The organism is Marinobacterium sp. xm-m-383 (assembly GCF_013283255.1).
In the GTDB taxonomy this organism is placed as follows: domain Bacteria; phylum Pseudomonadota; class Gammaproteobacteria; order Pseudomonadales; family Balneatricaceae; genus Marinobacterium_E.
Genome location: NZ_WBYT01000004.1, coordinates 1 through 24,118 on the forward strand (window position 1 = coordinate 1; position 24,118 = coordinate 24,118).

The following is a 24,118-nucleotide window of genomic DNA, read 5'->3' on the forward strand; positions in this document are numbered from 1 at the left end:
AGGCGCTGCAAGCGTCGCGAAGCGATGACGAGCAACGCTCGGCACCTATTGTAGGTCATTGAGAGCTTCGTAAAGGATCTCTGCCAAATCCATCGCGGCCTTTGCAAGACCGCTCCAACGGTTTTAAAAAGTCTCTGCCGACGTCAATAGCGGATGACAGGCTGAAGGCCAGTCACCGTAGCTTCGTAGTGAGTTAAGCACACCAGTGACTGGCTTTAGCCTGTCATCTGCTGTCCAATTACGCGCCCAACCTTCCCGGCCTTCGCAAGACCGCTCCAACTACCCTCTCAAATGCTCTGCAAAGAACGCCAAGGTTCTCTCCCAAGCCAGCTCTGCTTCAGCTTCGCTGTAGCGTGCAGTCGAGTCGTTGTGGAAGCCGTGGTTCACTCCTGCGTAGGTGTGAGCGGTATAAGTTTTACCTAGCTTATCCAATATAGGCTGGTAGTCGACCCAGGTTCCATTCACGCGCTTATCCAGTTCTGCAAAGTGGAACTGTAATGGAGCAGTGATCTTCTCAAATCCGTCTTCAGCAGGCGTTCCATAGAAGGGAACACCGGCGTTCAAATCTGATCCTAGATCGATCGCTAGTTGATTGACTAGGTAGCCACCAAAGCAGAATCCAACCATACCCAGTTTGCCACTGCTGAACTCGTGATTCTTAATAAACTGAGCGGCTGCAATGAAGTCTGCAACGATTTTGCTTCGCTCTAACGTACGCTGCATTGCGCGGCCTTCGTCATCGTTGCCTGGGTAACCACCCAATGGATAGAGAGCATCGGGTGCAAAGGCGATATAGCCTGCTTTGGCCAGACGTCTAGCGACGTCCTCGATGTATGGATTCAAACCACGGTTCTCGTGGGCAACCAGTACGGTCGGCGCATCATTCATCTCATCGACCCCTGCTGGAACAACTAGGTATCCGCGCCCTTTTCCATGGCCTTCAGGCGACTCGAACTCTACATATCTCCCTTTGATTTCGGGATCATTGAATGAGACCTGTTCCGCCAGGGCGTAGTTTGGTGTCAGTGCTGTCGTCATTGCGCCAAGGGTTAATCCTGCAATGCCTAAAGTGCCTAAGCGCGCTAGGAAGGTGCGTCGGTCAATATCACCGTGTGCATATTCGTCGTACCAATCAAACGCGACCTGAGGAATGGTCAGCGGGGTTTGTTCTTTTTGTTGCATATCCATGGTTGCACTCCTGTGCTGATGATTTACAGATACTCTTTTGCCTATGCGTCGGTTTCTTACTACTGGAGCAAACTCTATAATGAGTCTCTTATTTATAGCTTAGGATTTTGAAATGCGCCTAATGATATTTTTATTAACGGCCCTGCTTGTGTCGGGCTGCGTGCCATTCGTTCCGTTTATCTAATTCTAATATGCCATCAGATTTCACGATTAACCGCTTCACCACCGAGTTTTCACCCTCTGAGGACAGAATTCGAATGGTGGTCGAAGAGAGTCAGCAGCAAACGATTGTCATTTGGCTAACGCGTCGTCTTTTGGTGCGCCTCATTGAGGCGATGGTTAAAGCGATTGAATCAGAGACAGTGGGGCGTCCTGAGTCGGATACTCTTCAATCATTTACTCAACACCGTGCTCAACAAGCTCAGGTCGAAGAGGCACCTGTTAAGGCGATAGAGGGCAGTTCTGAGTGGTTAATCAATCGTGTTGATCTGAATGTCTCGCATGAGCAACTGACGTTAAAGCTATTCTGTGATGAGGAGTGTGCCACTCTTGCCATGCCTCGTGTTAATGCTCGTCAGTGGCTAAATATTATGCACCGGCTATTTGAGGTCGCTGAGTGGCACTATGATAAATGGCCTAGTTGGCTTCAGCAGTCCCCCTCAGTGACTCAGCCGGCCCTGGTCCATTAAGACCGCGTCAAAATTCCATTAACAGTTTATTTACTATGCTCGCATCCATTAACGCCCTGCTACCCGATTTGCTGACCGTATCAGAATCTTGGTTTCTAATTGTGCTTTCAGGCTTTACCTCGCTGCTAACGGCAACGCTTGGCATTGGTGGCGGCGCGCTGTTGCTAGCGGTCTTGGCGCAGATAATGCCGCTTGCTGCACTGATTCCGGTGCATGGATTGGTCCAATTTGGCTCTAATTTTAATCGTGCACTGCTGACTTGGCGCCATATTGATCGTCCATTGATCGCTCAATTTATGGCGGGTGCCGTCATAGGAGCGGTGATTGCGTCGTTCATCGTCGTTCAGTTGCCCCTGACGTGGATTCAAATTGCGGTTGGCCTATTTATATTATGGATCGTTTGGGGGCCTAAACCGAAAGGGGGTGGTCTCTCTCCAAAAGGGGCAGTTGTAGCAGGTGGGTTAACCACGATTATCTCGATGTTTGTTGGAGCAACCGGCCCTTTAGTCGGAGGGCTTGTCTACCGCACTGGAGCGGATAAGCTATCGAAAGTAGCGACAATGGCCGCTGCATTGACGGGGCAACATCTATTAAAGGGTGTTGTGTTCGCGTTTGTTGGATTCTCATTTCTTGAGTGGCTGCCCCTCATCTCATTGATGATCCTATCGGGCGCAATAGGCACTTGGGTCGGACTCAACATTCTGCACAAGATCTCTTCTGATCTCTTTAATCAGCTGTTTCGACTGGTCATTACTCTGCTTGCGCTGCGATTACTGTGGCAGGGGATCGAATCGTTTTTATGGCATTAACACCAAACCAGCCGCGGCCGTTAATGCTGTTGCGGTGAAACGCGCCAACCACTTAGTGTTTGACTCATCAGCGAGTTTTTTCTGTAACCAGCGGCCACCCGATGCATAAGCAATTAACGCACCGATCTCTATCACAATAAACGTCCCGCCCATGACAGTAACCTGCTCGGCGATATTGGCTGTTGGATCCATAAATTGTGGAAAGAAGGCGGTGAAGATCAGGATCAACTTAGGGTTGGTTGAGGCGACGATCGCTTCTGATCGAGCCATCTCCCAGATTTTTGTCTCTTGTGCATCGACACTGTTCAGGTTGACCTGTGCACGGAGTGATTGCCAGGCCATGTAGAGCAAGTAAGCGGCACCGATTAGCTTCATAACAAAGAAAGCGTGTTCGCTCAGTGCAAGCAGCGCTTCTAGGCCATAAGCAAGCAGAACCAGCATCACCACCATGACGGGTAGACGCGCAAGACCGGCAACTGATGCAGCAAAGAGTGAAGTGCGTGTCCCATGTATCAGTGCTATCAGGTTATTGGGACCAGGGAAAAAGTTCATCCCGATACAGGCTGGAAGGAATATCCACCATTGAGCTTCGTTCATATCTCTCCCTATTTCCCTAAAGAGTCGGTTAACAGCAGGTAAGCTATTGTCCACATAGTAAGGGCTACGAGGCAATCTAATACGCGCCAAGCCAGTGGATTGGCAAACAGAGGTGTAAGCGCTCTCGCACCGTAGCTAATGGTTAAAAACCAGAGCAGAGAGAAACTGGATGCACCGGCTGCAAACCAATAAGTGTCTAGGCTGTCATAACGCCCTGCAATGCTGCCCAGTAGTACCACAGTATCTAGGTAGACATGGGGGTTAAGCAGGCTTAAGGCTGCGGTTGCCATCAATGCTGTAGAGAGGCTGCTAAAACCTGCGCTTTTATTAGCTTGTAGAGTGTTGCTTTTGAGTGCCGACAACCCTGCTTTGCATCCATAGAGTATCAAAAAGGCAGCACCGCCCCAGGTAACCAAGGTTAAAAATAGCTCGGAGCGATTGATTAAAGCACCCATGCCGGCGGCACCCGCAAAAATTAACAGGGTATCGATCAATGCGCAGGTGAGGGCAATCTGCCAAAAGTAGTGCTGCTTAACTCCTTGGGTTAATACAAAGGCATTTTGAGCACCAATCGCAGCGATTAAGCTCGCTCCGGTAATGGCACCTGTAATGTAAGCAGTCGGTAGCAATGTCATAGTCGGTCCAAACCAAAAGAAGCCACGGAGTTCGTGGCTTCTTGATGGCTATCCTATCTAAGCGATCGCTTAGAACGGGATGTCATCATCAAAGTCATCAAACGCAGGAGGCTGCTGTTGCGGGGCTTGTTGTTGCGGCGCCTGCTGAGGCGCTTGTTGACGCGGTGCACTTTGCTGAGGTTGTTGGTTGTAACCCATATCGCCGCCCTGCTGTTGGTAACCGCCGCCCATGTTTTCGCCACCGCCATTTCGGCCATCTAGCATCTGCATTTCGCTCGCTACGATTTCAGTAGTGTAGCGATCTTGGCCATCTTGACCCTGCCATTTACGGGTACGCAGTGCGCCTTCAACGTAGACTTTTGAACCTTTGCGAAGGTACTCACCAGCGATCTCAGCAAGGCGGTTAAAGAATACAATGCGGTGCCACTCGGTACGTTCGTTCATTTGCCCCGTGTTCTTGTCTTTCCAAGAGTCACTGGTTGCCAGTGTGATGTTGGTCACCGCACCACCGTTTGGCATGTAACGAGTCTCTGGGTCACCACCAATGTTACCCACTAGAATTACTTTATTAATACCGCGTGCCATTCTTATCTCCGCACAAAAACTTTAATCAATTTAGGTTACTTTAACAGATCAAAAGCGGCGATTCAGCCGTAATTGCAATCTACTTATCTGTCGTATTGAACTGCATGATATAGTACTCGTTTTTTCACGGCCGGAGCAGTAATGGACACAATTCTGGTACGCGGTGCGCGCACCCATAACCTTAAAGGGATCGATCTAGAGATACCCCGCGATAAGTTAGTCGTAGTCACCGGTCTATCGGGATCTGGTAAGTCCTCACTTGCCTTCGATACGCTCTATGCTGAGGGACAGCGACGTTATGTCGAGTCACTCTCTACCTACGCGCGTCAGTTCCTATCGATGATGGAAAAACCCGAGGTGGACCACATTGAAGGTCTCTCGCCGGCCATCTCTATTGAGCAGAAGTCGACCTCCCACAACCCGCGTTCAACGGTCGGTACCATTACTGAGATCTATGACTACCTGCGCCTTCTTTACGCTCGTGCGGGTGAACCGCGTTGTCCTGATCATGATCTACCTCTAAAGGCGCAAACTATCAGTCAGATGGTCGACCAAGTGTTGGCACTGCCAGAGGGGTCTAAACTGATGCTACTGGCACCTGTTGTGCAGGATCGTAAAGGCGAGCATCTGCACACTTTGAATGAGTTAAGAGCCCAAGGCTTTGTTCGAGCTCGTATTGATGGCACGGTTGTTGATTTAGATGATGTCCCGGCGCTCGATAAGAACAAGAAGCACCGTATTGATGTGGTCGTAGATCGTTTTAAAGTGCGATCTGACCTACAGCAACGTCTTGCTGAGTCGTTTGAAACCGCCATCAATCTTACCGACGGTCTGGCAACGGTTGATTGGATGGATGAGGGTGCGGGCGAAGAGATGATCTTCTCTGCGCGTTTTGCTTGTCCTAAGTGTGGGCACTCCATTCAAGAGCTAGAGCCGCGCCTCTTCTCTTTCAACAACCCACACGGCGCTTGCCCAAGCTGCGATGGTTTGGGGGTTAAGCAGTATTTTGATCCCAACAAGGTTGTTCAAGATAACACTCTGACGCTCTCTGAAGGGGCAATTCGTGGTTGGGATCGACGCACGCTTTACTATTTCCAACAGCTTAAAGCAGTTGCCGAACACTACGGCTTTGATATCGATACGCCGTTTAAGGATCTGTCTAAAAAGCATCAAGAGGTGATCCTCTATGGCAGCGGTACTGAGACAGTACCATTCCGCTACCTGAATGATCGTGGCGATATCGTCTCTAAATCACACGCTTTTGAAGGGGTTATTAATAACCTTGAGCGTCGTTATAAAGAGACTGAGTCAGACATGGTGCGTGATGACTTAGCGAAGTACATCAACATGCAGCCTTGTCCGAGTTGTTCTGGCAGTCGTCTGCGTCGTGAAGCGCGTCACGTATTCATCGATGACAAGACACTGCCAGAGCTTGTACGTTACCCCATTGGTTCAGCATTGGACTACTTCAATGGCTTGAAGCTAGAGGGAAAACAGGGCGAGATCGCAGAGAAAGTGCTGAAAGAGATCCGTGAACGACTCAGCTTCCTTGTCAATGTCGGACTTGATTACCTCTCTCTAGAGCGCAGTGCAGAGACTCTATCAGGCGGCGAAGCTCAGCGTATTCGTCTGGCCAGTCAGATTGGTGCCGGTCTAGTCGGTGTGATGTACATCCTAGATGAGCCCTCTATCGGTCTGCACCAACGCGATAATGAGCGTCTTTTGAAGACGCTTGAGCATCTACGCGACCTGGGTAATACCGTGATTGTCGTTGAGCACGACGAGGATGCGATCCGCCAAGCTGATCATATTATTGATATTGGTCCTGGTGCCGGTGTACACGGTGGCGAGGTTGTTGGTTCTGGAAGCTATGAGGATATCGTTAACAGTGAGCGCTCACTTACTGGTCAATACCTCTCCGGCAAGCGTGCCATTGAGGTGCCCAAGCAGCGCCATGAGCGTGATCCTAAGAAGTCGCTCAAACTGTTTGGGGCCTCTGGTAACAATCTGCAAAACGTCGACCTAGAGATTCCGGTTGGCCTGTTTACCTGTATCACCGGTGTATCGGGCTCTGGTAAGTCGACACTAATTAATAATACGCTCTACCCGATTGCGGCAACGGAACTGAATAACGCGACGACCTTAACGCCAGCTCCGTATAAGAAGGTGGTCGGTATGGACCACTTCGATAAGGTGATCGATATCGATCAGAGTCCAATCGGTCGTACCCCTCGTTCAAACCCTGCAACTTACACCGGTATCTTTACTCAAGTACGTGAGCTGTTTGCCGGTACCCAAGAGGCTCGTTCACGTGGCTACAAACCTGGCCGATTCAGCTTCAACGTTAAAGGCGGACGCTGTGAAGCCTGTCAAGGTGATGGTGTTATTAAGGTAGAGATGCACTTCCTACCGGATGTGTACGTGCCTTGTGATGTCTGTAAAGGGAAGCGTTACAACCGCGAAACTCTGGAAGTTCAGTACAAGGGTAAAAACATCCACGAAGTGTTGGATCAAACGGTTGAGGACGCACGAGAGTTCTTTGACGCTATCCCAGCCTTGGCTCGCCGACTACAGACTCTGATTGATGTCGGCTTGAGTTACATCCGATTAGGCCAAGCGGCAACGACCCTGTCCGGTGGTGAGGCGCAGCGCGTTAAGTTGGCCAAAGAGCTCTCTAAGCGTGATACGGGAAAAACACTCTACATTCTCGATGAGCCGACGACTGGTCTGCACTTCTATGATATTGAACAGTTGTTGACTGTTCTCAATCGTCTGCGCGATCACGGCAATACCATCGTTGTCATCGAGCACAACCTCGATGTGATTAAAACGGCGGATTGGATAGTCGACTTGGGGCCTGAAGGTGGCAGTGGCGGTGGTAGTATTGTCGCTGAAGGAACCCCTGAGCAGGTGGCTGATACTCAAGGGTCCGAGACAGGGCGTTTCCTGAAACCGATGCTCTAAAACCGACAGCTACAAAAAAGCCGGCACATCTGCCGGCTTTTTTATGTCGCTTGAGATCAGTCCAGCTGACTAAGATCGCGAACGGCACCCTTATCTGCTGCCGTAACGAGTTTCGCGTAGGCTTTTAGCGCTGCAGAGACTTTACGAGGACGCTCTTTAGCAGGCTTCCATCCCGCAGCATCTTGAGCTGCGCGACGAGTCGCTAGCTCTTCATCGCTGACAAGCACATCGATGGTGCGATTCGGAATGTCGATACGAATCATATCGCCATCTCGAACAAGACCGATGTTACCGCCACCAGCAGCTTCTGGTGAGACGTGACCGATCGATAGGCCTGAAGTACCACCCGAGAAACGACCATCAGTAAGTAGAGCACAGGCTTTACCTAGACCCTTAGACTTGATGTATGACGTTGGGTAGAGCATCTCTTGCATGCCTGGGCCACCCTTAGGGCCTTCGTAACGAACAATGACAACGTCACCCGCTTTGACCTGGTCGTTTAGGATGTGATCAACCGCTTCGTCTTGAGATTCGGTGATGTGTGCGGGTCCTTCAAACACAAGGATCGAGTCATCAACACCGGCTGTTTTCACAACACAACCATCTTGAGCTAGGTTGCCGAACAGTACCGCTAGGCCACCCTCTTGAGAGAAAGCGTGCTCTACTGAACGGATACAACCCTCGGCGCGATCCCCATCAAGAGATGGCCAGCGCGTCGATTGAGAGAAGGCTTGTTGAGTTGGAATGCCGGCAGGACCCGCTTTGTAGAACTCAACGACTTCCGGTGTTGGATTACGCATGATGTCCCATTTGTCGAGCACTTCAGCCATATCTTTACCAGCTACGCTTGGAACGTCGGTGTGTAATTTGCCGCCACGATCGAGCTCACCCAAAATGGCCATGATGCCACCCGCACGGTGTACATCTTCAATGTGGTATTTAGGTGTATTTGGCGCCACTTTACAGAGCTGTGGGACGACGCGTGAAAGACGATCGATGTCAGCCAATGTGAAGTCGATCTCTGCCTCTTGAGCAATCGCTAGAAGGTGAAGAATGGTATTGGTAGAACCGCCCATTGCGATATCCAGCGTGATCGCGTTTTCAAAGGCTTTGAATCCAACGCTACGAGGTAGAACGCGTTCGTTGTCATTCTCGTAGTAGTCCTTTGCCATCTCAACGATGCGGCGGCCTGCCTCTAGGAAGAGGTTTTCACGGTCAGCGTGGGTTGCCACGACCGTACCGTTACCTGGTAGAGCAAGACCTAAAGCTTCTGCCAAACAGTTCATCGAGTTGGCCGTAAACATACCAGAACAAGAACCACAGGTTGGACAGGCTGAGCGCTCAACGGCGTCTACTGTCTCATCGGAAGCCGTTGGATCGGCTGCCAGTACCATTGCATCGACTAGATCGAGTTTGTGCTCTGCTAGTTTTGTCTTGCCGGCTTCCATTGGGCCGCCGGTGACGAAGATAACAGGGATGTTCAGGCGCATAGAGGCCATCAACATTCCCGGTGTGATCTTGTCACAGTTAGAGATGCAGACAATGGCATCGGCACAGTGTGCGTTCACCATGTACTCCACTGAGTCGGCGATGATGTCACGGCTAGGTAGAGAGTAGAGCATACCGTCGTGGCCCATCGCGATGCCGTCATCGACGGCAATGGTGTTGAACTCTTTTGCAACACCGCCCGCACGTTCGATCTCACGTGCGACTAGCTGCCCCATGTCTTTTAGGTGAACGTGGCCGGGAACGAACTGAGTAAATGAGTTGGCTACGGCAATGATCGGTTTGTGAAAGTCATCATCTTTCATGCCAGTTGCACGCCAAAGCGCGCGGGCACCAGCCATATTGCGGCCAGCGGTGGATGTTTTTGAACGGTACTGTGGCATCGTCTTCTCTCTTTTGATTACGCCAAAAAATTATCCACTCAGTATATCAGATTGAACGAAATGATCAGCTTAAAGACTTGTTCGCAGGTTCCTTATTCTGAGTAGGGTTTTTTACCGATTCAGACTCAATTAATATGTGCTGAGTTATTCTAATAATCATTGTACTATCCTCGTGTTTGGAGGAGTGTTTGAAACACTTATTTTTGTTGATGTTGAGCCCCGTGTTTTTGGGGTTTTCTGTTGCTAGTGCCGCTGATAAAGAGGCCGTGGCCGATGCGGTTACTGCTGTTGTTGAAGCAGATGTTACTTCGCCTGAAGCCGTTGCAATTCCTGAAGGTGTCATTGATCCTGTTGTCACCCCTGAGTCGACCAGTGCCGCTGAAGTGAGTGTGGCTGATGTGCAATTGCCCTTTGATCTCAAGGCTGCAGCTGATCTGGCCATCGACACATTCGGTGGTGAAGTGGTGAAAGCGGAAGAGACACCGGACGAAGCTGGACTGCTTCTTTTCACTATCCGTATTGTTAACGAAGGGCGTGTTAAAGACGTCGTTATTGATGCAGCTAATGGTGACATTATTAAGCCTCTTGAAGAGCCGCTTGCTGCAGAAGCTGAATCGGATACGGTAACCGAGGATGTTCCTGTAAGCGAGAAAGCTCCTTTAAGTGAGGAGGCTGCACAGTGAAAATACTCGTCGTTGAGGACGATCCGGATCTACGTCGTCAGCTAGTCAGCGGTCTATCGGGTCGTGCTTATACTGTAGAAGATTGCGGTGATGGTAACGAAGCGCTCTACCAGGGCAGTGAGTTTGAATACGATCTTGCGATTGTCGATATTGGCCTACCCGGCATGTCAGGCCTTGATGTTATTCGAGGCTGGCGTAAAGCGCAGAGACAGTTTCCTATTTTGATTCTTACGGCACGCGGTGATTGGCAGGATAAGGTAGAGGGGTTAGAAGCGGGCGCTGACGATTACCTTGTTAAACCTTTTCACATGGAAGAGCTGAATGCGCGCGTGAATGCACTGCTTCGTCGTGCAGCTGGTCACGCCTCCCCGCAGATGACCTTTGGCCCCATTACTTTGGATACGGTCGCACGTGCCGTATTTGTTAATGGCTCAGAAATTAAACTGACCAGCTATGAATACCGCACATTGGAGTACCTAATGGTGCACGCCGGTAAGACAATCTCTAAAGCTGAGTTGACTGAGCATCTCTACCATCAAGATTACGATCGCGACTCCAATGTGTTGGAAGTGTTTGTTCGTCGTCTTCGTCAAAAACTGGATCCTGATCAGACCTTGCATCCGATCATGACCGTCCGAGGTCTAGGCTATCGTTTTGCTCTGGAAGCCTCTGAATAAGTTCTTTTCGGGCATCAAATGGGTGCCCGGATCTCTGCAGACTCGACTCCTTTGGGCGTCGATTGTGCTGCTCCCTATTCTGATTATTTTCGCCGGTGCAGCACTGCAGAACGCCTACGAGAGCAGTCTGTTTGCATCGGAGCGCTCCCAAGCGCAACTGCAAACCTATGGTATTTTGGGGTCCGCTGATCTGGTGGAGGGGGAGCTCGTCCTACCACGCCGCCTTCAAGAGCCGCGTTTCAGTCAGGTCCAATCTGGATTATCAGGGCTGGTGTTCGATGCTCAAGGTCTATTGCGTTGGCAGTCTGAGTCGAGTGCACTGCTCGAAGAGCAGTTTCTCATTCAGGTTTCAACCATCCAGCCGGAGCCGGGCAGTAGTCGATTTCAGCACTTAAAAGATCAAGGATTCTACCTCTACGTCTACCCACTGGTTTGGGAGATTGAAGAGAAGGAGTTTCGTTACACCATCGCGATAGTGAGTTCAGATGCGGCCGCGATGGAAGAGCTGCTAGCCTTCCAACGCCAGTTGTGGGGTTGGTTATTAGCGGTCTACTTGCTGGCTCTTTTGCTGCAGTTCTTTATTCTTCGTTGGGGTCTGAAACCCTTGGATGATCTTGCGGACGACCTCTCTATGATTGAGCAGGGTGATGCGGAGAAGCTTGAAGGTGTCTATCCCTATGAGGTGGAGCGTATTACCAAGAACTTGAACCGCCTGATCGAATCCGAGCGCTCGCAACGAGAGCGCTACCGCAACACCCTAGGCGACCTTGCACACAGTCTTAAAACACCACTGGCAGTGATTCGTGGTGCCGGAGAAGAGCAACACTCGCAATCGAGCTATAAACGCTTGGTTGAAGAGCAGAGTGATCGCATGACTCAGATTGTGCAGTATCAATTGAGCCGTGCGGTGAAGTCTAAAGAGCAGGCTATGACAGGCGCCACCAGCCTGCTGTTGTCGGTCGATCGTATTGTTAATGCACTTGGCCGGGTCTATGCCGCAAAAGAGATCGATGTCGAGCGTGAAGGGTTAAATCATTTCTTCGCGGGTGATGAACGAGATCTGATGGAGATGCTGGGTAATCTGATTGAGAACGCCTTTAAGTATTGTGATCATCAGGTTCGTCTCTCTGCGACGCAAGAGCAGCAGTGGTTAGAGATTGTTATAGAGAATGATGGCCAAGCTATCTCGACAGAGGAACATCAGGTTGTCATTGAACGAGGTGCTCGTCTCGACACCTCTCGACCTGGTCAGGGCATAGGTTTAGCCGTTGTGACGGATATTGTCAGCAGTTACAACGGGGGTATCGAAATAGCGCAGTCGGAGCTTGGCGGAGCCCAGATTAGACTCCGCCTTCCGGCTGGTGAGGAGTGATTACTCCAAGATTTTAAAGAAGACTTTTGAGTTTCTTTGAAAGTTATAGAGCGCCTGACGTTCAGTGGGTAGTGCGCTTAAATCGCGCTCTACAAAGCCTCTCTCCAAGAACCAGTGTGCGGTTCTTGTTGTCAGTACAAACAACTCTTTAAGGCCAATGGCTTTAGCTCGCTCAGTAATGTGCTCAAGCAGACTATCACCACGTTCACCACCACGATACTCATCACTGACGGCTATTCCGGCAAGCTCACCAACGCCCTCTTCATGGAAGGGGTAGAGGGCGGCACAGCCAATGATCGCATTATCTCGTTCAATGACAGAGAAGCGCTCAATTTCAGATTCGAGCAGCTCTCTAGAGCGGCGCACCAACACACCGGCCTGCTCTAGAGGGGCGATAAGATCAATCAGACCGCCGACATCATCGATGCTCGCTTCCCTGACCTGCTCATAGGAGTGGCGGCTGACCATTGTGCCGTAACCGTCTCGGGTGAACAGTTCCGTTAGCAGTGCACCATCCTCTTGGTAGCTCACTAGGTGACAACGTGGCACACCACGCTCACAAGCATCGGCCGCGGCACCAAGCAGACAAGCGATCTCGGAGTGTGGTTGAGTCGGGTCATCAATATTCGCTAAATAGTGCGAAACCAGACGTTTAGCCGTCGACGCGAGCAGTTCACTGCGTAACTCGCCTTGGCTATCACGTATACCCTGCTGTGCGCCAAACAGCACAAGTTTGTCGGCGTTCAATGCTGTCGCTACATTCACTGCGACCTCCTCAACCGATAGGTTGAAGATCTCTCCAGTCGGTGAGTAACCCAGGTTGGTCACCAGCACTATGTTCTCTAGGGCTAACTGCTGCTGAATCGCTTCACTGTCGACGCGACGCAGCTCGCCGGTTAATCCCATGTCCACGCCATCAAGAACACCCAGCGGTTTAGCCATAACAAAGTTGCCACTAACAACACGTATTTTGGCGCCGTGCATCGGTGTGTTGGCAAGGCTCATAGAGAGGCGTGCTTCAAATTCGGTTCTGACATTGGCCACGGCATCAATGACATCACCCATTAGGTCGGGTGAGGTAATACGCTGATCGTGGTGCAGTCTAACCTCTTTGCCGGCAGCTTGAAGGCGTTGATCAATTTGTGGGCGCGCACCGTGCACCAGAACGAGCTTAACACCTAAGCCATTCAGCAGCGCAATGTCATGAATAATGTTAGCAAAGTTGTCGCTGGCAACGGCTTCACCCGTCAGCATCATCACCATCGTTTTATCACGATGATGGTGGATGTAGGGTGATGAGTGCCTAAACCACTTCACATAGTTCGATGAGCTATCCATCGTTAACAGCCTTTCACACAGTATTGATTGATTAGATTATGCAACAGATCGAGGGTTGGAGCGAATTGATCCAGCGCTAAGAACTCATCTGGCTGGTGAGCCTGATCAATCGACCCAGGTCCGAGTACCAGTGTCTGCATCCCCATCTGCTGCAGGAAGGGCGCCTCTGTGCCAAATGCGACCGCTTCCGCTTTGTGTCCAGTGAGTCGTTCGACACATGCCACAAATTCGCTTTCGCTCTGTTCAAACGGAGGGATGCCGGGGAATAGTGAGCGAACACTCAGATCCACTCTGTGCTTCTGCTCTATCGGCTTGAGCCGATCGCTGATTAGGTTTCGCAGTCCATCCATCGACATGCCAGGTAGCGGGCGAAGGTCAAACTCCAACTCACACTGCCCACAGATCCGATTGGGATTATCACCACCGTGGATACAGCCCAAATTCATGGTCGGGACGTCGATTCTAAAGTTTGAGTTCTGATACTTAGACTGAAGCTCGCTGCGTATTGTGAGCAGCTCATTCATCACACCACTCATCGCCTCTAGCGCATTGGCCCCAAGCGATGGATCGGATGAGTGACCCGCTTGCCCCTCAATGCGAACCGCTTCCATCATCATGCCTTTATGCATTCTGATCGGTTTCAGGCTGGTCGGCTCGCCGATCAACGCAGCACGTGCTTTGGGTTTGCCCGCATCGACCAAGGCTCTTGCCCCAGACATCGAGGACTCCTCATCGGCTGTTGCGAGAATGATCAGCGGTGCTTGTAAGGGTGTATCTTTGTATTGCTTGGCGGCTTCAATCGCCAGTGCTAAAAAGCCTTTCATGTCACAGGTGCCCAGCCCATACAGTTTTTGATCACGCTCTTCGACTTTAAAAGGGTCTGATTTCCACAGCTCTGGATCACAGGGCACAGTATCGGTATGGCCAGAGAGAACGAGACCGCCAGGTCCTGTGCCCAAGGTTGCTATTAGATTGGCTTTGCCTGGGTTGTTGGGAACCGGCATCACCTCACATTGAAACCCTAGCGATTCACACCAGCTGTGCAGTAACTCAATGACGCCGAGGTTTGAGTGATCCCATTTCGGTGTGGTTGAGCTGATAGAGGGCACAGCTATCAGTGAACTGATCATCTCTATCGGCTTGGGTGGCATGGGCATGGTCGGCTCTCCATAAATATTTCATCTGACTTTATCCTGTTCCAGTGCGTTGGTCACTGATTCAGAGCTCAAAACTCTTGTACAATGGCTTAAACATCCGCGTTATTGAGAATGGAATCATGTCCAAAGAGCTTGAGTTAAAGTTAGGTTGCCTTCCGACTGTGGCAGCACAGGTCTGCGCACTGCCGTTTTTAAGTGACTTACCCAGTGAATCAAAGCTCCTTCTCAATCTCTACTACGATACGCCGGATGAGTCTTTGAAACGGATGAAAATGGCGCTGCGCATTCGTAAATCTGGCGATCAGTGGCTGCAGACTTTGAAAACGACTGGGATAACCGATGCATCGGGGCTCTCCACTCGTGGTGAATATGAGTGGGTGATCGATGGGCCCAATCTCAAGTTGGATCTTCTAAAGGAGTTGCTGCCCGCCGATCTCGACAGTGACAGCCTCTACCCTGTCTTTTCAACCAACTTTAAGCGCACAACTTGGCTCTATCAACGCGAACAGACGCAGATCGAGATCGCTTGTGATCAGGGTGAAGTACGAACCGGTAATCGTATTGAGCCGATCTCTGAAGTGGAGTTAGAGCTAAAACAGGGCGATGCCAGTGCTCTGTTTGATCTTGCTGAACAATTGACTCGATTGAGCCCACTGTGGATTGGTCAGCGTAGCAAGGCGCAGCGTGGCTGGGAGCTACGATTCGAGCACCCTCCTGCCCCAGAGTTGCCATCGCTTATCATGGAGCGTGGCGATTTGGCTGAGCGTGTTGAGCGCCTCTCGGCCATGACCATCTGTTGGCAGCGCTGTTATGAATTGATTCCAATCACTCTCGCACCAACGGTCATTACCACCCTCTGTTCTGCCCTGGAACAACAGATTGCACTGTTGCGACAGTTAAGTGATTTAGAAGCCTCTGCAGGGCTGCTGAAGGAGTACGAAGCACTGCTTACTCGAGTCATGCCTCTTTATGATTTGGCCTATTTCAGCGGCTCCACTCCAACCTTTTATAAGACCATTCAAGAGAGATCACGATCGATCTCTGCTGATCTTTTGAATGATCCTTCAATCGGTCAGTTAGCGCTCAGAACGGCTCACTTCATTCGTGAAACGACTCAAGGAGCGGGTGATGAATAAGGTTCTGATCATTAATACCGGTGGCACCTTTGGTATGGTGCTAGGTGAAGCCGGGCTGGCGCCCGCTGCCGATCTTGAATTACGGCTGCGAGAACAGGTACCAGAGTTGGCGCACTATTCATTTGATCTCGTCGACCTGCTTCCCCTCATCGACAGTTCCGATCTTCGTTTAAATGATTGGACGCGCATCTGCGAAACGATCCTATCTGAACAGCATCACTATGCCGGCTTTATTGTGATTCATGGCACGGATACCTTAGCGTACACCGCATCGGCGTTAAGCTTTGCGCTGCTGGGTTTGAGTCAGCCTGTTGTGGTGACGGGATCTCAGTACCCCTTAGGTGTTGAGGGCAGTGATGCGCCAACTAACCTGTTGGATTCGCTTAGCTATCTGGCCCAGCCTGATGTTGAAGGCGTTCGTGTCTGTTTTGGCGGACTTAATCTTCAGGCAAACCGCGTTCGAAAAGTGGATGCTCAGGACTATGTCGCTTTTGAGATGCCAAACGGTGAGATCTCATCTATCCATGAAGCTGCGGTTCCAGAAGTGCTGGGCTACCAAGAGGGCGCAGTCGCGACCCTTTTGATCTACCCCGGAATGTCTGCCGCTATCATGGATGGGCTTCTGACGGATGATCGCCTGCGAGCTGTTGTGTTGTTGAGCTTTGGCAGTGGCAATATTCCAACGACCAGCAGTGACTTTGGCGATGCACTAAGGCGTGCTCATGAGAAAGGTGTGCTGTTGGTCAACATGACCCAGTGTCTGAAAGGTCGAGTCATTCCAGGGGCTTATGAGACCGGAGCTTTGTTAGCAGAGTTGGGCGCATTGCCGGGCTTTGATATGACACCTGAAGCGGCCTTTGCCAAGCTGCACTATCTGTTTGCAAAAGGCTTAGACAAAAAAGCGGTTGAGGCCCAATGGCAACAACCGCTTTGTGGAGAGCTTCAGCCCTGAGAAGAGCTTTAGCCTTCATTGAGGGGTGAAGGCTCTGTATTAGTGCCCCAGAATCTGACTTAGGAAGAGTTTAGTACGCTCGTTCTGTGGATTGTTAAAGAACTCGTTGGGTTCATTCTCTTCCACAATTTGTCCTGCATCCATGAAGATGACACGGTCAGCAACTTTCTTAGCGAAGCCCATCTCGTGTGTCACACACAACATGGTCATACCCTCTTCAGCGAGCTCAACCATGACGTCGAGTACCTCTTTGATCATCTCAGGATCGAGAGCTGACGTCGGCTCATCAAACAGCATGATGTTCGGGTTCATACAGAGGGAGCGCGCAATCGCGACACGCTGCTGCTGACCACCCGATAGCTGGCCTGGGTACTTATCAGCCTGATCAGGAATCTTAACGCGCTCTAGGTACTTCATTGCGATCTCTTCAGCTTCCGCTTTTGGCTTCTTCTGAACCCAGATCGGACCGAGTGTTAGGTTTTCCAGAATGGTTAGGTGCGGGAATAGGTTGAAGTGCTGGAACACCATGCCCACGTCGCGGCGGATCTTTTCGATATTCTTAACATCTTCAATCATCTCGACACCGTCAACCACTAGAGATCCCTCTTGGAACTCCTCTAGGCGGTTGATACAGCGAATGGTGGTCGATTTGCCTGAGCCCGACGGGCCACAGATAACGATACGCTCACCTTTTTTAACACGCAGATTGATATCACGTAGTACATGGAAATTACCGTACCACTTGTTTAGGTTCTCAATAACGATGACATCTTGAGAGTCTGCTGCTGAGTTAGTTGCGGTCATGATTAGTCTCTCTTATCAGTATTCATTTGACGTTCGATGCGGCGAGCAAGCACCGACATGCTGAAACAGCTTCCCCAGAACACGAGGAAGACGAATAGGTAACCTTCAAGCGCATGGCCACCTAGCCAGTAGGAGTTAGACAGAGCTGTCTGTAGTGTTTGAACGACTTCTGGGATGCCGATGATCAACAAGAAGGTTGTGTTCTTAAACAGCATGACAAAGGTAGCCAGAATGTTCGGCATCGACACTTTGATAACCTGCGGCAAGATGATCAACAGGATCTTCTGCCAGTAGCTAAGGCCGATCGAATCTGCCGCTTCGTATTGACCCGACGGGACAGCTTGGAAACCACCACGGAACACTTCTGCCATGTAACCTGACATGAAGAAGATCAATACCAACCAGACACGAATCAACTTATCGACGTTCGTTCCTTCTGCAAAGAAGAGTGGCAGCATGACTGAGCCCATGAAGAAGAGCGACAGTACCGGAACACCACGGAAGAACTCGATAAAGATAACTGAAACGGATCGGATAAATGGCATCTCTGAGCGACGGCCCAAAGCCCACAGGAAGCTGAATGGGAAGGCGACGATAATGCTGGCGGCTGCCATAAAGACGTTGAGCGTAAATCCACCCCAAAGGTCAGTACTGACAACCTCTAGACCTAACCAACGACCATCTAGGATAGCGATACCCACAATCGGTAGTAGTAACCAAGATGTGATGGAAGCTTTCAGGCGAATCGATTTTGGTAGCGTGAATGACGCCGCAATCACCATCACTAGTAAGACTAGGGTTAGGTTGATACGCCATACCTCTTCAACAGGGTAAGTCCCATAGAAGAATTGGTAAGACCAAGCGTTAATAAAGACCCAACAAGCCCCCTCTTTGACACAGGCATCTTCTGTGGTGCCGGTGAAATTTGCCGACCAAAAAGCCCAGTCAAAGATAAGTGGTAGGTAGTAAGCCAACAGTGCAATGACTGAAAGGGTTACGACCGAGTTCGGGATCGAAGAGAAAAGGTTGTCACGCAGCCAGGCTGTAAAACCGACGGTTTTAATCGGTGCCGGGCGGGCTGCAATAGGCTGAAATTCTTTCATTATGCTCTCCTATCGGCTCACCAACGCAACCGCGCTGTTAAATCGGTTCATGAGGAACGAGATCACCATATTGACCACAAAGTAGACGATAATGGTCATAAAGATGGTCTCAATCGCTTGTCCAGTCTGGTTAAGAGCGGTGCCGACAAATACGTTGAATAGATCGGGATAACCGACCGCCGCCGCTAGCGTAGAGTTCTTCACCAGTGACTGATACTCGGAGTTAAGTAGCGGCACAATGACACGCATTGCCTGAGGCACGATGATCAATGACATGATCTTATTCTCACGCAAACCAATGCTGCGAGCCGCTTCTGTTTGACCGTGTGGAATCGATTGCACACCTGCACGCACGGCTTCGGCAATGAATGCACCAGTGTAGACCGACAGCGCAATGGCAAGCGACATCAGCTCTGGGATGACGGTAATACCACCGAAGTAGTTAAAGCCCTTTAGAGCTGGGTATTCAACGGTGAATGGAAAGCCCGTTAACGCTGCAACAATTAATGGAAATAGAATCACCATGGCGATGCTGGTCTTCAGCACAGGGAACTGTTGGCCGGTCAGCTCTTGACGTTTTTTGGCCCAGCGACGCAGTACAAAAATTCCTGCAACGGCAGCGCCTAAAGCGATCCAGACCAAAGATGATAGATCGCCGCCAATCAGTTTAGGTAGGTAGAGGCCGCGAACGTTGAGGAACACAGCTTCGCCTAAACTCAAGCTTTGGCGAGCGCCAGGCAGACTGGATAGAACGGCGAAGTACCAGAAGAACACCTGTAGCAGAAGCGGTACGTTTCGGAAGATTTCTACATAGACCAGAGCAATCTTACGAATCAACCAGTTATGCGAGAAGTGCGCCACACCAAAGATAAATCCAAGTAGCGTCGCGAAGAAGATACCGATGGCCGAGACCAAAAGGGTGTTTAAGAAACCGACAACAAATATTCGTCCGTAGGTGTCGGTCGACTCAAAGGAGATCAACGACATCAAGACATCATAGCCTGCAGCTGCGCCTAAGAAGTCGAAACCGGTTTTGATCCCCGTCGCTTCCATGTTGGCCAGCGTGTTGCCAATGATGGTGCCAAAGAAATAGAGCAACCCAGCGACCAGTGCGATCTGATAGAAGAAACCGCGGATGCGTGGGTTGTTATAAAAGGCGTTGGAGGTGGTTCCGGAGCTCGATTTACGGCTCGCTGACTTAACCTCTTCAATGGTTTTTTGTTTGAACATTGAATTAACCTAAAAATAGAGTGCTTTCACGCAGAAAGGGGCACTGTTGTGCCCCTTTTTAGATCGCTTCGGTTTTAGCGCATAGCTGGTGCGTATAGGATACCGCCATCACGCCAAGACGCGTTGATACCACGTGCTAGCTTAAGTGGTGAATCCATACCCACGTTACGCTCAAACGACTCTGAGTAGTTACCTACTTGAGTGATGATGTTGTAAGCCCAGTCAGCACTTAGACCTAGGTTAGCACCTAGTTCACCTTCAGCACCTAGTAGACGCTTGTTAGCTGGGTTGCCGTTCGCTTTCATGTCAGCTGCGTTTGCAGAAGTGACCTTCTGCTCTTCTGCTTCGATCATTGCGTTTAGAGACCACTTAACAATGTTGAACCACTGGTCATCGCCTTGACGAACTACTGGGCCTAGAGGCTCTTTAGAGATAACTTCGGGAAGAATCACTGCATTGCCTGGGTTAGCTAGACCGATACGAAGTGCCGCTAGCTGAGAACCGTCTGATGTTAGGAAGTCACAACGACCTGATTCGAAACCTTGACGAGTTTGGTCAGAGGTATCGAAAGTAACCGCTTTGTATGACATGCCGTTCTCACGGAAGTAGTCAGCGATTGCAAGCTCAGTAGAGGTACCCGCTTGGATACATGCGTTTGCACCGTCTAGCTCAGTTGCGCTTGATACGCCTAGGTCTTTCATGACCATGAATGACGCACCGTCGTAGTAGTTAGTACCAGCAAAGTTGATACCTAGTGATGTATCACGAGTGTGAGTCCAAGTCGTGTTACGAGATAGCATGTCGATTTCGCCAGACGCTAGCGCAGTGAAACGCTCTTTAGCGGTTAGCGGTTTGTATTGAACAGCTTCTGAATCGCCAAGTACTGCAGCTGCAACCGCACGACACATATCAACGTCGAGACCGCTCCATTTGCCGTTCTCATCTTTTTGAGAGAAGCCTGCAAGACCAGTAGATACACCACAAGTTAGGGTGCCACGGCTCTTAACATCGTCAAGAGTAGCTGCTTGAACTGCACCAGCAGTCATTGTTGCAGCAAGGATAGAAGCGGTTAGTAAAGCTTTCTTAGCCATTATGTAGATCCTCTTTTGAGTAGGTTGTTGTTCTTTTTCCACAGCAACTAGTGTGCCAACAATTTTCAGTGAGTCATTTTCATCGACATTCATCGTTAAAAATTGTCTGAAAGTTACGGTATAACGGGGTGTTTTGATCAAATAATCTTTAATACCCAACGCCAGCACTCTGCTTACTCTTTTAAGATTGTGTCATTCTGACTCAAAGGTCAATACTAAAGTAGGGCTTAAATTGAGCTTTTGCACAGTATTGGTGCAATTTGATTTAAGTCCTGTTCCTCTTATAACTGAACGCAGTATATTAGTCCTATTGGCAAGATTTCGGAGTGGTTTGAGTGACAGCGATATTGAATGACTACCTAGAAAAACAGCAGCAAAAGGTTTCAGCAGCAAGAGATCTGCTTGAATCAGATCACAATCGGTTGGCGGAGTTAGATCGAGTGCTATTGGGATCTGACTATGTTGCGGATCAGCTGCAGCGTCATCCCGAATTGATTGAGCAGTTAAACCTTGATGTTGGTGAGCTTCCAACAGGTGCTTTAACAGCGCAAGTGTTGGCGGCTGTTGAAGCTGTGGGGAGTGAAGAGGCACTGAGTGTTGCGCTGCGTCGCCTGCGTCGATTGGCCATGGTTAGAATTATTTGGCGCGACTTGAACCGATTGGCCGATCTAACAGAAACCACCCGGATGCTCTCCGAACTGGCCGATGCCACTACTGATGCAGCATTGAATTGGCTGCACCAAGATCTAGTCAAAGATCTGGGTGAGCCAATGGACTTAGATGGAAATTTGCAACGCATGGCCGTCATTGGAATGGGCAAATTGGGGGCACATGAGCTCAATCTCTCCTCGGATATCGACCTGATGTTTACCTTCCCCGCCAATGGCGAAACCCAAGGTGGCCGCCGTTCACTATCCAACCAAGAGTTCTTTACACGACTGGGTAAAAGATTGATTCGTGTTTTAGATGCCCCCACAGCCGAGGGCTTTGTATTCCGTGTCGATATGCGTCTGCGTCCGTTTGGATCTTCTGGTCCATTGGTTGCCAGTTTTGATGCCATGGAGCAGTACTACCAGACACAGGGGCGTGAGTGGGAGCGTTATGCGTTGATTAAAGCGCGTATCATCGCGGGTGATAAGGAAGCTGGCGCCCAGTTGATGCAGGATCTGCGCCCCTTTGTCTATCGTAAGTACATTGACTACAGCGCCTTTGAATCTTTGCGTGAAATGAAAGGGATGATTGAGCGTGAGAACCGTTTAAAGGGTCGTGAGAATAACGTTAAGTTGGGAGCCGGAGGTATTCGCGAGGTTGAGTTCATCGCTCAAGCCTTTCAGCTAATCCGCGGCGGGCGTGATACACGTTTGCAGCAACGAGAGTTGTGCAACATATTGCCACTTCTCCCAGAGGTAGTCGGCATTCCAGACGTGGTTGTGACAGAGCTAACCCATGCCTACGTCTTCCTGCGTAATGTGGAACATGCGATTCAGGCGCAAGCAGATAAGCAAACCCAAGAGCTACCAGCTGATGATCTCGGTATGCAGCGCCTTGCCTACTCCATGGGCTTTACGAGTCCAGAGGCGCTTTTAACAGAGCTAAATGAGCATCGAAGTCGAGTCTCACAGCACTTTGCAGATGTTATTGCACCAGTGGATCAGGAAGGCAATGCCGAGCAAACTGAGAGCGATGCGCATCTTACGGGCCTCTGGCATGAGGAGTTTGCAGATCAGGAGGCGCTGGCTCACTATCTGACAGAGCTGGGTTACAGCGAAACCGATCGAGCGTTGAAGGCACTGGTATCGCTGCGCCAGTTAAGAACGGTACAGGCGTTGCAAAATGTCGGGCAGGAGCGTTTGTTGGATCTGCTGCCTCGTTTGCTCCGGGATCTGTCGGGCGTGGAAAACGCAGAAGAGACTTTGGAGCGGGTTTTGCAGCTGATTCAAGCTGTAGTGCGTCGTTCAGCCTATCTTCTTCTGCTAGCCGAAAACCCCAGTGCTCGAGCGCAGTTGGTAAAGCTCTGTTCAGCCAGTCCATGGTTTGCAGAGAAGCTAGCTCATCAACCGGTCCTTCTTGATGAGCTGATTGATGCATCATCACTGTTCAATCCACCGGACGCACAAGCTTTATCCAATGAGTTACGACAGCAGTTGATGCGTATCCCAGAGGATGACATTGAGCAGTTAATGGAAGCGCTGCGTTACTTTAGAAATGCACATATTCTGCGAGTGGCTGCTGCGGATATAACTGGTGCTTTGCCTCTGATGAAAGTGAGTGATTACTTAACCTGGCTAGCAGAAGCGATTCTCCAGGCGGTTTTGGAGATCGCATGGCGAGATATGACAACCAAATATGGCACGCCGCAGCGATCGGCAGGCGTTCTATGCGATCAAGACTTTGTCATTATCGGCTTTGGTAAATTGGGTGGGATTGAGCTCTCTTATGGATCGGATCTGGATCTGGTTTTTGTGCATGATGCGCCCAGTAATTTGATGACTGCTGGGGGCAATAAAGAGATAGCCAATGACGTTTTTTTCACGCGTTTAGGTCAGCGCATCATTCATATATTGAACACCTTCACGACCTCGGGTCAGCTTTATGAGGTCGATATGCGTCTGCGACCCTCTGGCAATTCTGGACTATTGGTCAGCTCCCTGAATGCCTTTGAGGCCTATCAACTGAATGAAGCCTGGACTTGGGAGCACCAAGCACTGGTGCGTGCCCGTGTAGTGGCAGGGTCGAGTCGACTTAAAGCCGAATTTGAAGCGGTGCGTGCTAAGGTCCTTTGTAAGGATAGGGAAGCTGAATCGTTACGTGAAGAGGTGATCGCAATGCGCCAGAAGATGCGTGATCATCTTGGCACTGCAGAGGGTTCAGAAGCGTTCAATATCAAACAGGATGCTGGCGGTATTGTCGATATCGAGTTTGCGGTGCAGTACCTTGTGCTCAGATACGCTAAAGAGACAGCTGCGCTTTATGAGTTCACTGATAACGTGCGCATTATTGAGGCTCTGGCGGATGCGGGTTATTTGGATCAAACCCAGGCTGAAGTGTTAAGCGAGAGTTATAAAACTTACCGCGCATTAGGCCATCGCCAGACTCTACAAAACGCGAAGGGAGTGGTAACAAAAGATGCCCTGTCTGAGATGCGAGAGGCCGTTTCTAATATCTGGAAAGTACTGTTAGAAATACGCTAAATAAAAAGGGGCTGATGCCCCTTTTTAG

20 protein-coding genes are annotated in these 24,118 nt (G+C 50.2%); 9 read left to right on the forward strand and 11 right to left on the reverse strand.

Features of this window, described 5'->3' with window-relative positions:
• Positions 1-279: 279 nt before the first annotated feature.
• Positions 280-1,188 (reverse strand): dienelactone hydrolase family protein, encoded by a 909-nt coding sequence (locus XMM383_RS07470; RefSeq protein ID WP_173480022.1) that lies wholly within the window; start codon positions 1,186-1,188, stop codon positions 280-282.
• Between the two features lie 191 nt (positions 1,189-1,379).
• On the opposite strand from XMM383_RS07470, the gene XMM383_RS07475 reads away from it, so the two are divergent.
• The gene (locus XMM383_RS07475; RefSeq protein WP_173488962.1) at positions 1,380-1,877 is read left to right on the forward strand and encodes a hypothetical protein; all 498 of its coding nucleotides are present in this window, start codon (positions 1,380-1,382) and stop codon (positions 1,875-1,877) included.
• Positions 1,878-1,912: 35 nt separating this feature from the next.
• Positions 1,913-2,686, forward strand: coding sequence for a sulfite exporter TauE/SafE family protein (locus XMM383_RS07480; RefSeq protein WP_173488963.1), 774 nt, complete (start codon positions 1,913-1,915; stop codon positions 2,684-2,686).
• Here XMM383_RS07480 and XMM383_RS07485 read toward each other — a convergent pair.
• The 3 genes from XMM383_RS07485 to ssb all read right to left on the reverse strand — a co-directional run bounded on the left by XMM383_RS07485 (position 2,675) and on the right by ssb (position 4,503).
• Entirely contained in the window at positions 2,675-3,283 is a 609-nt protein-coding gene (locus XMM383_RS07485; protein ID WP_173480025.1) for a LysE family translocator, read from the reverse strand. The genes XMM383_RS07480 and XMM383_RS07485 overlap by 12 nt on opposite strands.
• Positions 3,284-3,291: 8 nt before the next feature.
• Positions 3,292-3,918, reverse strand: a complete 627-nt coding sequence (locus XMM383_RS07490; protein WP_173482818.1) for a LysE/ArgO family amino acid transporter — start codon at positions 3,916-3,918, stop codon at positions 3,292-3,294.
• A gap of 69 nt (positions 3,919-3,987) precedes the next feature.
• On the reverse strand, positions 3,988-4,503 hold the full coding sequence (gene ssb, locus XMM383_RS07495; protein ID WP_173494929.1) for a single-stranded DNA-binding protein: 516 nt from the start codon (positions 4,501-4,503) through the stop codon (positions 3,988-3,990).
• Positions 4,504-4,644: 141 nt separating this feature from the next.
• Here ssb and uvrA point away from each other — a divergent pair, with 141 nt between their 5' ends.
• Positions 4,645-7,467, forward strand: a complete 2,823-nt coding sequence (gene uvrA, locus XMM383_RS07500) for an excinuclease ABC subunit UvrA (RefSeq protein ID WP_173488964.1) — start codon at positions 4,645-4,647, stop codon at positions 7,465-7,467.
• Between the two features lie 56 nt (positions 7,468-7,523).
• On the opposite strand, the gene ilvD is transcribed toward uvrA, so the two are convergent.
• Positions 7,524-9,356 carry a dihydroxy-acid dehydratase gene (ilvD, locus tag XMM383_RS07505; RefSeq protein WP_173488965.1) on the reverse strand — a complete coding sequence of 611 codons (1,833 nt, stop codon included), beginning with the start codon at positions 9,354-9,356 and terminating at the stop codon, positions 7,524-7,526.
• A gap of 188 nt (positions 9,357-9,544) precedes the next feature.
• On the opposite strand from ilvD, the gene XMM383_RS07510 reads away from it, so the two are divergent.
• The 3 genes from XMM383_RS07510 to XMM383_RS07520 are packed head-to-tail and all read left to right on the forward strand — an operon-like array spanning position 9,545 to position 12,088.
• Complete coding sequence (locus XMM383_RS07510; RefSeq protein WP_173480030.1) at positions 9,545-10,039, forward strand: PepSY domain-containing protein; 495 nt, start codon at positions 9,545-9,547, stop codon at positions 10,037-10,039.
• On the forward strand, positions 10,036-10,716 hold the full coding sequence (locus XMM383_RS07515) for a response regulator transcription factor (RefSeq protein WP_173480031.1): 681 nt from the start codon (positions 10,036-10,038) through the stop codon (positions 10,714-10,716). Before XMM383_RS07510 ends, XMM383_RS07515 begins: the two co-directional genes overlap by 4 nt.
• Positions 10,694-12,088, forward strand: a complete 1,395-nt coding sequence (locus tag XMM383_RS07520; protein ID WP_254442888.1) for an ATP-binding protein — start codon at positions 10,694-10,696, stop codon at positions 12,086-12,088. Before XMM383_RS07515 ends, XMM383_RS07520 begins: the two co-directional genes overlap by 23 nt.
• Here the strand turns inward: XMM383_RS07520 and argA are convergent, their stop codons facing one another.
• Both argA and argE read right to left on the reverse strand, forming a co-directional pair.
• Positions 12,089-13,426 carry an amino-acid N-acetyltransferase gene (gene argA / locus XMM383_RS07525; RefSeq protein WP_173480032.1) on the reverse strand — a complete coding sequence of 446 codons (1,338 nt, stop codon included), beginning with the start codon at positions 13,424-13,426 and terminating at the stop codon, positions 12,089-12,091.
• Between the two features lie 2 nt (positions 13,427-13,428).
• Positions 13,429-14,583 carry an acetylornithine deacetylase gene (argE, locus tag XMM383_RS07530; RefSeq protein WP_173480033.1) on the reverse strand — a complete coding sequence of 385 codons (1,155 nt, stop codon included), beginning with the start codon at positions 14,581-14,583 and terminating at the stop codon, positions 13,429-13,431.
• Between the two features lie 119 nt (positions 14,584-14,702).
• On the opposite strand from argE, the gene XMM383_RS07535 reads away from it, so the two are divergent.
• On the forward strand, positions 14,703-15,719 hold the full coding sequence (locus tag XMM383_RS07535; RefSeq protein WP_173480034.1) for a CYTH domain-containing protein: 1,017 nt from the start codon (positions 14,703-14,705) through the stop codon (positions 15,717-15,719).
• Positions 15,712-16,671 (forward strand): asparaginase, encoded by a 960-nt coding sequence (locus XMM383_RS07540; protein WP_173480035.1) that lies wholly within the window; start codon positions 15,712-15,714, stop codon positions 16,669-16,671. Before XMM383_RS07535 ends, XMM383_RS07540 begins: the two co-directional genes overlap by 8 nt.
• Positions 16,672-16,710: 39 nt before the next feature.
• On the opposite strand, the gene XMM383_RS07545 is transcribed toward XMM383_RS07540, so the two are convergent.
• From XMM383_RS07545 to XMM383_RS07560, 4 genes are all read right to left on the reverse strand, one after another.
• Positions 16,711-17,475, reverse strand: a complete 765-nt coding sequence (locus tag XMM383_RS07545; protein ID WP_173480036.1) for an amino acid ABC transporter ATP-binding protein — start codon at positions 17,473-17,475, stop codon at positions 16,711-16,713.
• 2 nt (positions 17,476-17,477) lie between these two features.
• Positions 17,478-18,578: an amino acid ABC transporter permease gene (locus XMM383_RS07550; protein ID WP_173482814.1), complete on the reverse strand. Its 1,101-nt coding sequence runs from the start codon at positions 18,576-18,578 to the stop codon at positions 17,478-17,480.
• A 9-nt stretch (positions 18,579-18,587) separates the two neighbouring features.
• The gene (locus tag XMM383_RS07555) at positions 18,588-19,808 is read right to left on the reverse strand and encodes an amino acid ABC transporter permease (RefSeq protein ID WP_173480038.1); all 1,221 of its coding nucleotides are present in this window, start codon (positions 19,806-19,808) and stop codon (positions 18,588-18,590) included.
• 74 nt (positions 19,809-19,882) lie between these two features.
• The gene (locus XMM383_RS07560) at positions 19,883-20,899 is read right to left on the reverse strand and encodes an amino acid ABC transporter substrate-binding protein (protein ID WP_173480039.1); all 1,017 of its coding nucleotides are present in this window, start codon (positions 20,897-20,899) and stop codon (positions 19,883-19,885) included.
• A gap of 335 nt (positions 20,900-21,234) precedes the next feature.
• Here XMM383_RS07560 and glnE point away from each other — a divergent pair, with 335 nt between their 5' ends.
• Positions 21,235-24,090: a bifunctional [glutamate--ammonia ligase]-adenylyl-L-tyrosine phosphorylase/[glutamate--ammonia-ligase] adenylyltransferase gene (gene glnE, locus XMM383_RS07565; protein WP_173494930.1), complete on the forward strand. Its 2,856-nt coding sequence runs from the start codon at positions 21,235-21,237 to the stop codon at positions 24,088-24,090.
• The last annotated feature ends 28 nt before the right edge of the window (positions 24,091-24,118 follow it).

Excerpts from the sequence above, each read along its gene's own strand:
- argA (WP_173480032.1), bottom strand. The coding sequence starts at position 13,426 with ATGGATAGCTCATCGAACTATGTGAAGTGGTTTAGGCACTCATCACCC.
- XMM383_RS07485 (WP_173480025.1), bottom strand. The coding sequence starts at position 3,283 with ATGAACGAAGCTCAATGGTGGATATTCCTTCCAGCCTGTATCGGGATG.
- ssb (WP_173494929.1), bottom strand. The coding sequence starts at position 4,503 with ATGGCACGCGGTATTAATAAAGTAATTCTAGTGGGTAACATTGGTGGT.
- XMM383_RS07550 (WP_173482814.1), bottom strand. The coding sequence starts at position 18,578 with ATGAAAGAATTTCAGCCTATTGCAGCCCGCCCGGCACCGATTAAAACC.
- XMM383_RS07545 (WP_173480036.1), bottom strand. The coding sequence starts at position 17,475 with ATGACCGCAACTAACTCAGCAGCAGACTCTCAAGATGTCATCGTTATT.
- XMM383_RS07470 (WP_173480022.1), bottom strand. The coding sequence starts at position 1,188 with ATGGATATGCAACAAAAAGAACAAACCCCGCTGACCATTCCTCAGGTC.
- XMM383_RS07560 (WP_173480039.1), bottom strand. The coding sequence starts at position 20,899 with ATGGCTAAGAAAGCTTTACTAACCGCTTCTATCCTTGCTGCAACAATG.
- XMM383_RS07480 (WP_173488963.1), top strand. The coding sequence starts at position 1,913 with ATGCTCGCATCCATTAACGCCCTGCTACCCGATTTGCTGACCGTATCA.
- XMM383_RS07490 (WP_173482818.1), bottom strand. The coding sequence starts at position 3,918 with ATGACATTGCTACCGACTGCTTACATTACAGGTGCCATTACCGGAGCG.
- argE (WP_173480033.1), bottom strand. The coding sequence starts at position 14,583 with ATGCCCATGCCACCCAAGCCGATAGAGATGATCAGTTCACTGATAGCT.
- ilvD (WP_173488965.1), bottom strand. The coding sequence starts at position 9,356 with ATGCCACAGTACCGTTCAAAAACATCCACCGCTGGCCGCAATATGGCT.
- XMM383_RS07535 (WP_173480034.1), top strand. The coding sequence starts at position 14,703 with ATGTCCAAAGAGCTTGAGTTAAAGTTAGGTTGCCTTCCGACTGTGGCA.
- XMM383_RS07555 (WP_173480038.1), bottom strand. The coding sequence starts at position 19,808 with ATGTTCAAACAAAAAACCATTGAAGAGGTTAAGTCAGCGAGCCGTAAA.
- XMM383_RS07475 (WP_173488962.1), top strand. The coding sequence starts at position 1,380 with ATGCCATCAGATTTCACGATTAACCGCTTCACCACCGAGTTTTCACCC.
- XMM383_RS07540 (WP_173480035.1), top strand. The coding sequence starts at position 15,712 with ATGAATAAGGTTCTGATCATTAATACCGGTGGCACCTTTGGTATGGTG.
- uvrA (WP_173488964.1), top strand. The coding sequence starts at position 4,645 with ATGGACACAATTCTGGTACGCGGTGCGCGCACCCATAACCTTAAAGGG.